This is a genomic window from Pseudomonas sp. R1-6 (assembly GCF_051132115.1).
Classification (GTDB): Bacteria; Pseudomonadota; Gammaproteobacteria; order Pseudomonadales; family Pseudomonadaceae; genus Aquipseudomonas.
The window spans coordinates 4,140,704-4,153,602 of record NZ_CP071662.1 but is presented as its reverse complement, the minus strand read 5'-3'; the positions used below and the strand labels follow the sequence as shown (position 1 = coordinate 4,153,602).

The window sequence follows — 12,899 nt, the reverse complement described above, 5'->3', positions numbered from 1 at the left end:
GCGATAGGGCCAGCTGATTTGAGGTAACAAAGTCTCGTGAATGTTGATTTGCACTGCCATAGCACGGCCTCCGATGGCGCCCTGGCGCCTGCGGTTCTGGTGGCGCGGGCGTACGAGCACGGCGTGCGAGTCCTGGCCCTGACCGATCACGATACCCTGGAAGGCCTCGATGAGGCGCGTAGCGCCGCGACCGCCTTGGGCATGCAGTTGGTCAACGGGGTCGAATTGTCCTGTACCTGGGGCGGAGCGACCATCCACGTGCTGGGCTACGGTTTTGATGTCAACGCACCGTCCCTGGTCCAGGCCATTGCCGAGCTGCGCGACGGTCGTTGGCTGCGTTCCGAAGAAATCAGCCGCAAGCTCGCCCTCAAGGGCATGCCCGGTGCGCTGGAAGGCGCCCGGCAGATCCAGCAGGAGCTGGGCGATAGCGGCAACGCGCCGGCCCGGCCACATTTTGCCGACTGGATGGTGCGCGAAGGTTTCGTCAAGGACCGCGCCGAAGCCTTTCGCAAATGGCTGGGGGCCGGCAAGCTGGGGGACGTCAAGCAGCATTGGCCGACGCTCGAGGAAACGGTCGGGACGCTGCGGGCCGCCGGAGCCTGGATCAGCCTGGCGCATCCCTGGCACTACGATTTCACCCGCAGCAAACGCCGGCGCCTGATAGCCGACTATATTCAAGCAGGGGGCCATGCCATCGAAGTGGTCAATGGCCATCAGCCGGCCGAACAGGTCGGCAGCCTGGCGATCCTCGCCCGGGAGTTTGGACTGCTGGTGAGCGCCGGCAGCGATTTCCATGGCCCGGGGGGCTGGTCCGAGATTGGCGAATACCGCCCGTTGCCGGAAGATCTGCCACCACTATGGTGTAGATTCAAACATGATCCCGTTATCGCTGACGTCTGAACAGGTAGAACACGTGAGTCAATTTTTCCAGATTCATCCGGAAAACCCGCAAGCGCGCCTGATCAAACAGGCGGTGGAAATCATCCGTAGCGGTGGCGTAGTGGTTTATCCCACCGACTCGTCCTACGCCATTGGTTGCCAGATCGGCGATAAAAACGCCGTCGAGCGGGTAAGACGCCTGCGTCAGTTGGATGACAAGCACAACTTCGCGCTCATCTGCAGCGATCTTTCACAGTTGGGGTTGTTCGCCAAGATCGATACCGGCACCTTCCGCTTGCTCAAGGCCCATTTACCGGGACCGTACACCTTCATTCTCAATGCCACGCGGGAAGTCCCGCGGCTGCTGCTGCACCCGAAAAAGCGCACCATCGGCCTTCGGGTGCCAAGCCATCCCATTGCCCTGGCGCTGTTGGCGGAGCTGGGTGAGCCCTTGATGAGCGTGACACTGATCATGCCCGGCGAGACCGATCCGTTGACCGACCCCTACGAGATTCGCCAGTTGCTCGAACACCAGGTCGACCTGATCATCGACGGCGGTTCCGGTGGCATGAAAGCGTCCACCGTGATCAATCTGGCTGACGGCGAGCCGCAAGTGGTGCGCGTCGGTTGCGGTGATCCGACGCCGTTCATGGTCGAGGCCTGAATGTCGGTGGTGGAAACGGTTGTCGACAGCGTAGACAGCCAGGCCGGCGCGCAGCAGGAGTTGCCGTTCGCCATGGTCTACGGCCAGGCGGTCATGGAAATGCCGTTGGACCTGTACATTCCGCCGGATGCGCTGGAGGTTTTCCTTGAAGCCTTCGAAGGCCCGCTCGACCTGCTGCTGTACCTGATCCGCAAACAGAACATCAATATCCTCGACATTCCCGTGGCGGAAATCACCCGCCAGTACATGGGTTACGTCGAGTTGATGCAATCGGTGCGTCTGGAGCTGGCGGCGGAATACCTGGTGATGGCGGCGATGCTGGCCGAGATCAAGTCACGCATGCTGCTGCCGCGCTCGGCCGAGGTCGAAGAGGAAGAAGACGATCCCCGGGCCGAGCTGATCCGCCGCTTGCAGGAATACGAACGCTTCAAGGCGGCCGCCGAAGGCATCGACGGCTTGAGCCGGGTGGGGCGCGATGTGGTGGTGCCCAAGCTCGATGCCCCCGAGGCGCGGGCGCGCAAGTTGTTGCCCGACGTCAGCCTCGAAGAGTTGTTGATGTCCATGGCCGAGGTTCTGCGCCGGGGCGATATGTTTGAAAGTCACCAGGTCAGCCGCGAGGCGCTGTCCACCCGCGAGCGCATGAGCGATGTGCTGGAGCGGCTCAAGGGCGGCGGTTTTGTGCCCTTCGTCGAGCTGTTCACCGCCGAAGAGGGGCGGCTGGGCGTGGTGGTAACGTTTATGGCGGTCCTGGAATTGGTCAAGGAATCCTTGGTCGAGCTGGTGCAGAATGAGCCGTTCGCAGCGATCCATGTGCGAGCCCGAGCCGAATAACGAGCAAATCAATGAACCTGACTGAACCCCGCGAGCTGGCGCCGTTGCTTGAAGCTTTCCTGTTGGCCTCTGGAAAGCCGCAATCGATGGAGCGGCTGTTCGAACTCTTCGAAGAAGGCGAGCGGCCCGAGCCCGCCGTGTTCAAAAAAGCCCTGACGCTGTTGGGCAAATCCTGCGAGGGTCGGGCTTTCGAGCTTAAGGAGGTGGCGTCCGGGTACCGCCTGCAAATCCGTGAGAAATTTGCCCCGTGGGTAGGGCGCCTGTGGGAAGAGCGGCCTCAGCGTTATTCCCGGGCGCTGCTAGAAACCATGGCGCTGATCGCCTATCGCCAACCGATCACGCGCGGCGAGATCGAGGACGTGCGCGGCGTGGCGGTCAACAGCAACATCGTCAAGACGTTGCTGGAGCGCGAGTGGATCCGCGTCGTCGGCTATCGCGACGTGCCGGGCAAGCCGGCAATGTTCGCCACCACCAAGGCTTTTCTCGATCATTTCAACTTGAAGAACCTCGACGACTTGCCGCCGCTGGCCGAATTGCGTGAGCTGGAGCCCGAGCCGATGCTGGAATTCGACGATGCTCCAGTGCCCCAGGGCCTGCAGGAATTGGCCGATGCCAGTGCCGAGCCGGAGGAACCGAAGGAAGAGACCAGTTTCCATTCGTTGCTCCTGGAACTGGACAGCATGGAGGAGGGCCTTAAGACCGACTTCGACGACCTGCTGCGTGAAGGTCCGGCCCCTGAGGAGGAGACGGATGAACCGACGCCGCTGTTGAGTGAAACCGAGCACGCGCCGCAGCCAGAGCCCCAAGGGGACATTCTCGGCGTTGCCGAGGCCCGGGAAAAACTGCTGGCCGCCGTCGCCGCCCTTGCGCCGCCGGAACCCGAACTGAGCGAGGAGGAGGCCGAAGCCCGCGCCCTGGCTGAAGCGATCGAAAACGAACGGCGTCAGTTTGAGGATTGAGTCTATCGACTGACACACCGCTGTCCCCTTGTGGTAGCGATGAAACTCCACCAACCTGCGCACCACCGATCAGCGGAAAAAACGCTGCGTGCATTCAGATCAGCTAGTCTCTGATGCGCAATCACCTCAACGAGCGTATGATTCGCGACCCTTTGGCGATCCCTTCGCCGAACGACCTGTTTTCAAGTGCCAGGCCAAGCCTGGCTCGACCACACCGGGAGGTGCCCAGAAATGAACGACCAAGACCAGAACGACAGCCAGGAAATCGGCCCAGCAGGCGAAAAGCTGCAGAAGGTCCTTGCCCGCATCGGCGTCGGTTCGCGCCGTGACGTGGAAGCGTGGATCTCCCAGGGCCGCATCAAGGTCAATGGCAAAGACGCCACCTTGGGCCTGCGCGTCGACATGCACGACGCCATCACCATCGATGGCAAGGTGATCAAGCGTGAAGAGGCCGCCGAAACGGTGCGCCGCGTGATCATGTACAACAAACCCGACGGCGAAATCTGCACCCGTGACGACCCGGAAGGCCGTCCGACCGTGTTCGACAAGATGCCGCGCCCCAAAGAAGGCCGCTGGATCAACATCGGCCGCCTGGACATCAACACCACCGGTTTGCTGATGTTCACTACTGACGGTGAGCTGGCGAACCGTCTGATGCACCCTTCCTACGAAATGGACCGCGAATACGCCGTGCGTGTGCGTGGCGAAGTCGACGACGAGATGATCGAGCGCCTCAAGGCCGGCGTCGTGCTGGAAGACGGTCCCGCGCGTTTCACCGACATCAAGCAGGCGCCGGGCGGTGAAGGTTTCAACCATTGGTACCACTGCGTGGTGATGGAAGGTCGCAACCGTGAGGTGCGGCGGCTGTGGGAATCCCAGGGACTGGTGGTCAGCCGCCTGAAGCGCGTGCGTTTCGGCCCGGTGTTCCTCAACTCCGACCTGCCGATGGGTCGCTGGCGTGAAATGACCCAACAGGAAGTCGACATCCTGGCGGCCGAAGTGGGACTCAAGCCTGTGGCGATGCCGCAGATGACCGCCAAGAGCAAGGATAAGCTGGAGCGGATGCAGCGCAAATCCTCGCGTCCGATGGGCAAGACCGAGCGCGTGCGTACGCTGCGCCCGGCGGCCGACGGCGTAGCGACCGGCCCGCGTCCTTCCCGCGAGCCGCAGATCGAAGGCGAGCGCCCGGCGCGCAAGCCAGCACCTCGCCAGGACGGCGAGCGTGGTCCTCGCGCACCGCGTCCGGCCAACGGTCGTACCGAGCGTGGCGAAGGCCGCGCCCCGGCTGGCCGTGGTACGCCCGTCGCGGATCGCCCGGCCGACACCAAGCGTCCGGCCAAGCCTGCGCCGAAAAAGCGTCCGGGCATCATCCTGGCCGATCGCGATGCACCGTCGGGCAAGCGTCGTGGTGCGCCGGCGGGTTCGGGACAGCGTCCGGTGTTTGGGCGTCGTAAGCCGGAGTAAAACAGCTGCGGGCTTCTGGCTTTTAGCTGCAAGGAAAAACGCCAACCGTTGGGTTGGCGTTTTTTTTGCCTGGCTTTTAGTGATGTGATGCCTTTGAGTCAGCCTTCGCGAGCAGGCTCGCTCCCACAAGGACCGCGTCGAGCACAGCCCCATGGTTCACTGATGATCAACTGCGGCAGCAAGCTTGCTCGCGATGGCACCAGCAGCCCCCACGATCAATTTCAGCCTAAAGCACAAACCGCCCGTCGAACATCGGCTCGTTATCCAGCGCCAGCACACCGCCTTCGAAAATCAGATCCAGATGATGGCTGCCCTTGGCCCCGCCACCGAGGCCCAGGTGCAAGCCGCAATGGCGCTCCTCGAAACCGGCATTGCGGGCGTACAGGCTCTTGACCCCTTCGTTGGTGCCGATCCCCAGTTCCTCGATGCGCCGGTTGGAAGGATTGGCGTCCAGGTACCGGTTGAAATCGTGTTCCAGGCCTGGGACATCGGTGGCGATTTTCTGGATCGTGGAATCTTCGATCCACAGCTCCAGTGGCGATTGCAGCACGCCGTATTTGCGGGCGAATGGGATCGTGCTGAGGAAGGTCCCGACGAACTTCACACGGCCATTGATGGTGTCGCTGTGGGTGGCGATTTCACCAGGCGCAAGGTCGTAGTTGCCGACGCCGTTGATGTCCGTCCACTTCTTGACACTGTTCAGTGGGGTGTCGAAATACGATCCATGGTGGTCCTCGAAGCTCAACGTGGTGGCCTGGGACATGCGGCGGATCAGGTGGCTGTTGAGCCCGGCGATGCGCTGGGGAATAACGCTGAAGGTGTCATGGAAGTACTCGCCGTAGTCCTTGAACAGCAGCGATTTCTTCCAGTTATCCGCCATCACACCCTGCAATGCGCGGACGAAGTCCGGGCCATCGGGGCGCGGGTTGGGAAGGGTGGATGAGTCGTAGAAGAAAATGTAGAGATCGCTGTCGGCAATGGCCTGGGACAGCCGCTCGGTGGTTTCAATGTCCAGGCGCATGGTGCTGAACCGGAACGGCGAGGCGCCGGCCTGTTCGGAAATGCTGGCGACCAGCGCTTCGTAGTCTGCGGTGTGGCCGAGCAAGACCTTGGCGGACTGGATACCGGCCAGGGCGGGATGATGTTCGAGGTAGTAAAGGAAATGTGAGATGGCTCGTTGTGTGTCCATGCTTATTCTTCCCTGACGATTGATTTGGCGTCCTGACAGCAAGTGGCGGAGCCGACCGGCCGGATCAGCTCCGCCGGGTATCGCTTACAGAGGCCACATCGCCGTGCCGAACGGAACGACGGCGTCGGCTTGCATCATTTCAACGGCGGCTTCATGGGTCGGTGCCTCGAACCATTCGTCCAGTTGCAGTTCGGTTTCCAAGTCTTTGTCCAGTGCTTGCATAGTGAATCTCCTAGATGACTTTTGCGGAAAACGCGGGCCGATCCGGCGAGCCATGCCCGGCGGAATCGGCACCGCAAAAACTCGCCGGCAAGATGCCTTGGCAAGTGGCTGAAAACCTAGTCGACGGTTTTTTGGAATGCAAAAAATTATTCTATTTTTTTCGTTTGAACTTTTTGTTCCATTTTCTGCGACCCGGTTTACCCCTTTCAAAACAGCCGACTGGCATTCCTTTTTGGTTAGGTAGCTATCTACCGTCAATTTGCAGGCAGCTTCTGAAAACTTCCTGAACGGAAAGTTTGCGTTACGGCTTGTAAAGAAATGCTTACGGAGATTGCCCGTCTCGCTGGCAATGCCCGGCGCTTCTCCCAGCTGTAAGAAAAAACTTCCGCGCCGGCTTGGCGTTCCTATTTCGAAAGGCGCCGGGCCGCTTGTTTCACGGGCGCTTCAAGGGTGAGATGCGTCCCATGCCTGTCGTGCAGGCGAATAACAAAAAGGAGGCGCAATGAACGCCGTAGCTCCGTTTCCATTCTTCTGTGGTGACGCTTTTTGCATCGCTCACATCAACGGCTCGCAAGAGCCCGGACATCTTTTCGCAGCCGCCCGACACGTTCGAGGCGGCCCCGTGCGATCCCGGCAAACGACACGCTGATCCGGTGATGTCTGGCAGCAGGGGGTCAGCGGTGTACAATGCGCCGCGTTTTACTGTGACCCTTCGCGTACCCACGCATTTTCAAGGTTATCCGCCTTGTTCATTCCGCCACGCCACAAGCGTGTCGGGTTCGATTTCGTCACAGATAAAAACAAACAGGTGACGCATGACCGTTGTAAAAACGCTGAATTCCTGGTGCCTGCGCTGGGGTTTGATCGGCGCTGCTTGAGATCCGATTCGAGCGGCAACGTCTAACGAACATCATCAAACCTTGCGTGAGACCCTTTTCATGAATGGACAAAACTCGCATTCGGGCGAGCTGAAACGCGGCCTGAAAAATCGCCACATTCAACTGATCGCCCTTGGTGGCGCGATCGGCACCGGCTTGTTCCTCGGCTCGGCGGGGGTGCTGAAATCAGCCGGCCCGTCGATGATCCTCGGCTATGCCATCTGCGGCTTCATCGCCTTCATGATCATGCGCCAGTTGGGCGAAATGATCGTCGAAGAGCCGGTGGCCGGCTCCTTCAGCCATTTCGCCCACAAATACTGGGGCGGTTTCGCCGGGTTCCTGTCGGGTTGGAATTGCTGGATTCTGTATATCCTGGTGGGCATGTCCGAGCTGACCGCGGTCGGCAAGTACATCCATTATTGGGCCCCGGATATCCCGACCTGGGCGTCGGCGGCGGCGTTTTTCATCCTGATCAATGCGATCAACCTGGCCAACGTCAAGGTCTTCGGCGAGGCCGAGTTCTGGTTCGCGATCATCAAGGTCGTGGCGATTGTCGGCATGATTGCCCTGGGTAGCTATCTGCTGGTGAGCGGTGACGGCGGCCCGCAAGCGTCGGTGACCAACCTCTGGTCCCACGGAGGGTTCTTCCCCAATGGCGTGAGCGGGCTGGTCATGGCGATGGCGATCATCATGTTCTCCTTCGGCGGCCTGGAGATGCTCGGGTTCACCGCGGCTGAAGCCGACAAGCCGAGAACCGTGATCCCCAAGGCCATCAACCAGGTGATCTACCGGATCCTGATCTTCTACATCGGTGCCTTGGTGGTGCTGTTGTCCCTGACGCCATGGGACAGCCTGCTGACCACGCTCAACGCCTCGGGCGACGCCTACAGCGGCAGCCCGTTCGTGCAGGTGTTCTCGATGCTGGGCAGCGACACCGCGGCGCACATCCTCAACTTCGTGGTGCTGACCGCTGCACTGTCGGTGTACAACAGCGGCACCTACTGCAACAGCCGCATGTTGCTGGGCATGGCCGAGCAGGGCGATGCGCCCAAGGCGCTGGCGAAAATCGACAAGCGGGGCGTGCCGGTGCGTTCGATCCTGGCTTCGGCGGCGATCACGCTGGTGGCGGTTCTGCTGAACTACCTGATCCCGCAGCAGGCGCTGGAGTTGTTGATGTCGTTGGTGGTCGCCACGCTGGTGATCAACTGGGCAATGATCAGCTACTCGCACTTCAAGTTCCGCCAGCACATGAACCAGACTGGCCAGGCGCCTTTGTTCAAGGCGTTGTGGTATCCGTATGGAAACTACGTCTGCCTGGCTTTCGTGGTGTTCATCCTCGGCGTGATGTTGCTCATCCCTGGCATTCAGATCTCGGTCTACGCGATTCCGGTGTGGGTGGTGTTCATGTGGGTGTGCTATGTGATCAAGAACAAGCGCGAGGCTCGGCATGAGCTGGCTGTGGCGGCTGCCGCCAAGTAAGCACTGCTGAAAGAAGACAAACCCGGCCGAGTGCCGGGTTTGTTGTATCTGGCAGGGATCAGGTGTTGTCTTGGGAATTCGCGGTATCCTGTGGGCCCTGACACCGGACACTTTCCATGCTGGTCATCTCCAATACCGTGCACATCCCGGACGCCGAGATCGAGCTGACGGCCATTCGCGCCCAGGGCGCCGGCGGGCAGAACGTCAACAAGGTTTCCAGCGCCGTGCACCTGCGGTTCGATATTCCGGCCTCGTCGTTGCCCGAGTTCTACAAGGAACGGCTGCTGGCCCTGCGCGACAGTCGCATTACCAGCGACGGGGTATTGATCATCAAGGCCCAGCAGTACCGCACGCAGGAACAGAACCGGGCGGACGCACTGGAGCGCCTTGTCGAACTGATCCTCAGCGCTACCAAGATCGAAAAGAAACGCCGTCCGACCAAACCGACCCTGGGCTCGAAAAAGCGTCGCCTCGAATCCAAGACCAAACGCGGCTCGATCAAGGCCGGACGCGGCAAGGTGGATTTCTAGTTCTTCTCCCGCTCTTCGCGGTAGCGAGGGGCCTGCCGGTACAGGTAGACGCTCAGGCCCAGCCCACCCAGGGCCGCCAGCGCAGCGAACAGGAAAATCGAGGCAAAGCCGAAACCGGCGGCGATTGCTCCGGCCAGTGGTCCGGTGATGCCCAGCGACAAATCGATGAACAGCGAATAAGCCCCCACCGCGGCTCCACGGCTGGAGGCCGGCACCAGGTTGACCGCTTCCACGCCCAACGCCGGGAACACCAGGGAAAAGCCGAAACCGCTCAACGCCGCGCCTGCCAGGGCCCACTGCGCATCCGGCGCCAGCCACAACAGCAACAAGCCCAGGGTTTCCACCGACAGGCAGGCAATCGCGACCCTGAACCCGCCGAGGCGGTTGATCAAATTGCCGAACAGCAGGCGCGCACCGATGAAGCAGGCACCGAACAGGCTCAGGCACAGCACCGCGTTGTCCCAATGCTGCGTGGCGTAATACAGGGTGATGAAGGTGGCGATGGTGCCGAAACCGATGGAGCCCAGGGCCAGGCCGCAGCCGTGGGGCAATACTCGCCCCAGCACATGCATGAACGGAAGGCGTTCGCCGACGACGATGGGGGCCGCGGTTTTTGGCCAGGCCAACGCCAGCCCGAGCACGGCCAGCAGGAGGATGCTGACGCCCATGCTCCAAAGTCCCAGGGATTTCACCAGCCAAACCCCCAACGGCGCGCCGATCGCCAGCGCGCCGTAGCTGGCGATGCCGTTCCACGAGATGACCTTGGCGGTATTCGCCGCGCCGACCCGGCCGATGCCCCAGCCAATCGAGCCCGAGCCCACCAGGCTTTCCGCGCTGCCCAGCACCAGGCGACCGATCAACAGGCTGGTCAGGCTCAGGACCGGCATGCCGGCGGTCCAGGCAGAAACCAGCATGAACACGCCGCTCAAACCACACCCGGCCAGGCCGAACATGACAGCGCGCTTGCTGCCGAGGTTGTCGATGATGCGTCCCGCATAAGGACGGCTGAGCAGAGTAGCCAAATACTGGACGCTGATCACCAGCCCGGCGATCACCGCGCCGAATCCCAGCTCACCGTGGACGAATCCGGGCAACACGGCCAACGGAATGCCGATGTTCAGATAGCCGATGAAGGTAAACAGGACAATGGAAACGACTTGCAGCGTGACCGCCATGGGGCGCTGGGAATCTGGCATGGGGGAAGGTCCACGGGGCAGCAGGATAGATAGGCTGCTTATGATAACGGCGACCGACAGGATGGAGCGTGGAAAAGTAAAACTATTTGCCGGACGGAGATTCAGGTGTGGTCTTGCCAGCGACCAGGTGCGTGGTGACAAGTGCCGCCAAGGCATTTTCCTGCGTGCCGAACCGCGCCAGCAGGGCGGCCTGTTTCTCGGGAGAGAGGCGGGTCCAGATCTCGACCATTTTCTCGGCGGTGCCGATCAACACGCTGGCCTGGGCCGGGCTGAAGGAGGAAGTTTCGTCGGTCATGGTGGGGCTCGGATTCAGGCGGTGTGGAAAGCGCATCTTAGCGCTTTCCACACAGTCTGGTGGTGCGGGTGGATCAGTCTTCGCTGTCGGCCTGACGGCGTTCAGTGGCTTGCTGCGGCTCGGTTTGCTGGGAGGCGGGTTGCCCTCCGGCTTGTAGCGGGGTCGTCTGCTCAGGTTCGTGCAGGCTAGGGAAGGGGAGATTAGGAATCTCGTGCATATCGCGCTCCTCGCAAAGTCTGTTGGATAGATCTGGTAGATCCGCGCTTTTAAAAAGCCTGGGCAGGATACCCCAGTGGAAATGACAAAAAGACTTTTAAATTCAGATGGAGCGACCGATGGGCTTGTCTGGACAGGTCATGTCCAGCCAGCGAAAGCAAGCTTGCTACCGGTGGTCGGCGAGGCTCAAGAACAGGGCATTCAAGCCGATCTCGTCTAGGAATTCTGCACATGCAGTTGCGAGAGCAGACCCAGGACATGGACGTCCTTTTATTCGAAGAGATCGATTCCATGTTTGTACAAAAATCCCTGAGAGCCCAGATTCTGGCTCTCCTGAGCGGCAGCCTGCTGGCGATGCTGTTGATCGCCCTGGCGTCCTTTCACTTTCTTTCCGATGGCATCCACAATTATCGAAACCTCATCGATGGCCCTTTGCGCGCCTCGCAGTTGATCGACGAGGCCAACCTGCAATTCAAGGTGCAGGTCCAGGAGTGGAAAAACGTTCTGTTGCGCGGCAAGCAGCCGGCAGAGTTGGAAAAATACTGGAAGGAGTTCGACGATCGCCAGCGCGATGTCCAGAACCTTTTGGGTGAGTTGATCAAGCATGACGGTGTTCCCGCACCGATCAGGACACGCATCGAACGTCTGCAAAGCGAGCACGCACAACTGGGCGCCGCCTATCAAAAAGGCCGTAATGCGTTTGTCGCCTCTGGCGCAGATGCCGCGGCGGGGGATGCGGCGGTCAAGGGCTTCGACCGTGCCGCCAGTGACCAGATGAGCGAGTTGGTGGTGGAGCTGCATAAATTGGGCAATGAGCAATCGGCGCTGATCAGTGCCGGTGCTGATCGCACGATCCTGCTGGGCACCGTGATCATGCTGGTCTCGGCTTTGCTGGTCGGCATGCTGAGTCTCTGGCTGGTCAACCGCAACCTGGTGCAGCCAATCCGTAACCTCATCGAATACGTGACTCAACTGAGCCGTGGGCGTTTCGCCGCGCGTGTGTCGAGCACGCGTCAAGATGAACTGGGCGACCTGGCCCTCGCGGCAAATACGCTGCGTGACTTCCTCGCTGAAACCTTCAACCGCCTGCAACGCAGCGCCACGGAGCTGGACAGCGCCAGCGGCGAGCTCAACGCCATCGCCAGCCTGATGAGCCAGGGCACCAGCGAGCAATTCGAACGCACCGATCAAGTGGCGACCGCGATGAATGAAATGTCCGCTACCGCCCAGGAAGTCGCCCGCCATGCCGCCGACGCGGCGCGGGCGGCCGATGATGCCGATCACTCGGCACAGTTGGGCGAGAAGGTCATGCACGGCACCATCCACACCATCACCCAGATGCGCGGCGAGATTGCGAACACCGCCACGGTGATCCGTCGCCTGGAAACCGACAGCGGGCGCATCGGCAAGGTGCTGGAAGTGATTCGCGGGATCGCCGAACAGACCAACCTGCTGGCCCTCAACGCCGCCATCGAAGCGGCCCGGGCCGGTGAAGCCGGGCGCGGTTTTGCGGTGGTGGCCGATGAGGTGCGCAGCCTGGCCCAGCGTACGGCGGCGTCCATCATCGAGATCAACCAGATCATCCAGACGGTACAAACCGGTGCGGTGGACGCGGCCCAGGCCATTGAAAGCGGGCAGTCGCGCAGCGAGGAAAGTGTCGAGCAAGTGACCCAGGCCGGCGAAATGCTCGAACGCATTACCCAGGCCGTCGAAGCGATTCGCGACATGAACCGCCAGATTGCCACGGCGGCCGAAGAGCAGACCTCCGTGGCTGAGGACATCTCGCGCAACCTGACTGAAATCACCTGTATCGCCAGCACCAACCTGGATAACGTCCAGCGTACCGAAGCGGCCAGTCGGGATTTGCAAGGGTTGTCGGGCCAACTGAACGAAGTGACGGCGCGGCTGAGTGCCTGATGGCATTGATCTGTTTTGAATAGGGCTTGGTAACACCCGTGGCGAGGGAGCTTGCTCCCGCTGGGCTGCGCAGCTGCCCCAAAGCCATTCAGCGCGGTGCGACAGCTTTTACGACTGCTGCGCAGCCGAGCGGGAGCAAGCTCCCTCGCCACAAGGTTCCATGCAAACTTGAAGTGAACC

At 61.0% G+C, this 12,899-nt stretch carries 13 protein-coding genes and 1 pseudogene; 9 read left to right on the top strand and 5 right to left on the bottom strand.

What is annotated here, in order from left to right; all coding sequences use genetic code 11:
* Positions 1-36: 36 nt before the first annotated feature.
* The 5 genes from J3P81_RS18785 (at position 37) to rluB (ending at position 4,797) form a co-directional block, all read left to right on the top strand.
* The gene (locus tag J3P81_RS18785) at positions 37-900 is read left to right on the top strand and encodes a PHP domain-containing protein (RefSeq protein ID WP_420765190.1); all 864 of its coding nucleotides are present in this window, start codon (positions 37-39) and stop codon (positions 898-900) included.
* Positions 901-913: 13 nt separating this feature from the next.
* Positions 914-1,543 carry an L-threonylcarbamoyladenylate synthase gene (locus J3P81_RS18780; RefSeq protein WP_039591791.1) on the top strand — a complete coding sequence of 210 codons (630 nt, stop codon included), beginning with the start codon at positions 914-916 and terminating at the stop codon, positions 1,541-1,543.
* A 132-nt stretch (positions 1,544-1,675) separates the two neighbouring features.
* Positions 1,676-2,374: a segregation and condensation protein A gene (locus J3P81_RS18775; RefSeq protein WP_186706403.1), complete on the top strand. Its 699-nt coding sequence runs from the start codon at positions 1,676-1,678 to the stop codon at positions 2,372-2,374.
* A gap of 11 nt (positions 2,375-2,385) precedes the next feature.
* Complete coding sequence (gene scpB / locus J3P81_RS18770) at positions 2,386-3,333, top strand: SMC-Scp complex subunit ScpB (protein WP_420765189.1); 948 nt, start codon at positions 2,386-2,388, stop codon at positions 3,331-3,333.
* Between the two features lie 231 nt (positions 3,334-3,564).
* On the top strand, positions 3,565-4,797 hold the full coding sequence (gene rluB / locus J3P81_RS18765; protein ID WP_434560265.1) for a 23S rRNA pseudouridine(2605) synthase RluB: 1,233 nt from the start codon (positions 3,565-3,567) through the stop codon (positions 4,795-4,797).
* A 226-nt stretch (positions 4,798-5,023) separates the two neighbouring features.
* On the opposite strand, the gene J3P81_RS18760 is transcribed toward rluB, so the two are convergent.
* Positions 5,024-5,986: a leucyl aminopeptidase gene (locus J3P81_RS18760; RefSeq protein WP_420765187.1), complete on the bottom strand. Its 963-nt coding sequence runs from the start codon at positions 5,984-5,986 to the stop codon at positions 5,024-5,026.
* 84 nt (positions 5,987-6,070) lie between these two features.
* Positions 6,071-6,208: a hypothetical protein gene (locus tag J3P81_RS18755; RefSeq protein ID WP_003178782.1), complete on the bottom strand. Its 138-nt coding sequence runs from the start codon at positions 6,206-6,208 to the stop codon at positions 6,071-6,073.
* 938 nt (positions 6,209-7,146) lie between these two features.
* On the opposite strand from J3P81_RS18755, the gene J3P81_RS18750 reads away from it, so the two are divergent.
* Together J3P81_RS18750 and arfB are read left to right on the top strand one after the other, a co-directional pair.
* Positions 7,147-8,565: an amino acid permease gene (locus tag J3P81_RS18750; RefSeq protein WP_434560263.1), complete on the top strand. Its 1,419-nt coding sequence runs from the start codon at positions 7,147-7,149 to the stop codon at positions 8,563-8,565.
* A 116-nt stretch (positions 8,566-8,681) separates the two neighbouring features.
* The gene (gene arfB, locus J3P81_RS18745) at positions 8,682-9,095 is read left to right on the top strand and encodes an alternative ribosome rescue aminoacyl-tRNA hydrolase ArfB (protein WP_420765184.1); all 414 of its coding nucleotides are present in this window, start codon (positions 8,682-8,684) and stop codon (positions 9,093-9,095) included.
* Here the strand turns inward: arfB and J3P81_RS18740 are convergent.
* From J3P81_RS18740 to J3P81_RS18730, 3 genes are all read right to left on the bottom strand, one after another.
* Complete coding sequence (locus J3P81_RS18740; protein ID WP_434560261.1) at positions 9,092-10,291, bottom strand: MFS transporter; 1,200 nt, start codon at positions 10,289-10,291, stop codon at positions 9,092-9,094. The two genes, arfB and J3P81_RS18740, sit on opposite strands and share 4 nt — an antisense overlap.
* 82 nt (positions 10,292-10,373) lie before the next feature.
* On the bottom strand, positions 10,374-10,622 hold the full coding sequence (locus J3P81_RS18735; RefSeq protein ID WP_434560259.1) for a hypothetical protein: 249 nt from the start codon (positions 10,620-10,622) through the stop codon (positions 10,374-10,376).
* 37 nt (positions 10,623-10,659) lie between these two features.
* Positions 10,660-10,803: a hypothetical protein gene (locus tag J3P81_RS18730; protein ID WP_420765181.1), complete on the bottom strand. Its 144-nt coding sequence runs from the start codon at positions 10,801-10,803 to the stop codon at positions 10,660-10,662.
* A 230-nt stretch (positions 10,804-11,033) separates the two neighbouring features.
* Here J3P81_RS18730 and J3P81_RS18725 point away from each other — a divergent pair.
* Both J3P81_RS18725 and J3P81_RS18720 read left to right on the top strand, forming a co-directional pair.
* Positions 11,034-11,786: pseudogene (locus J3P81_RS18725) on the top strand (methyl-accepting chemotaxis protein); the annotation flags it as partial.
* Positions 11,787-11,951: 165 nt separating this feature from the next.
* The gene (locus J3P81_RS18720; RefSeq protein WP_420765413.1) at positions 11,952-12,719 is read left to right on the top strand and encodes a methyl-accepting chemotaxis protein; all 768 of its coding nucleotides are present in this window, start codon (positions 11,952-11,954) and stop codon (positions 12,717-12,719) included.
* The last annotated feature ends 180 nt before the right edge of the window (positions 12,720-12,899 follow it).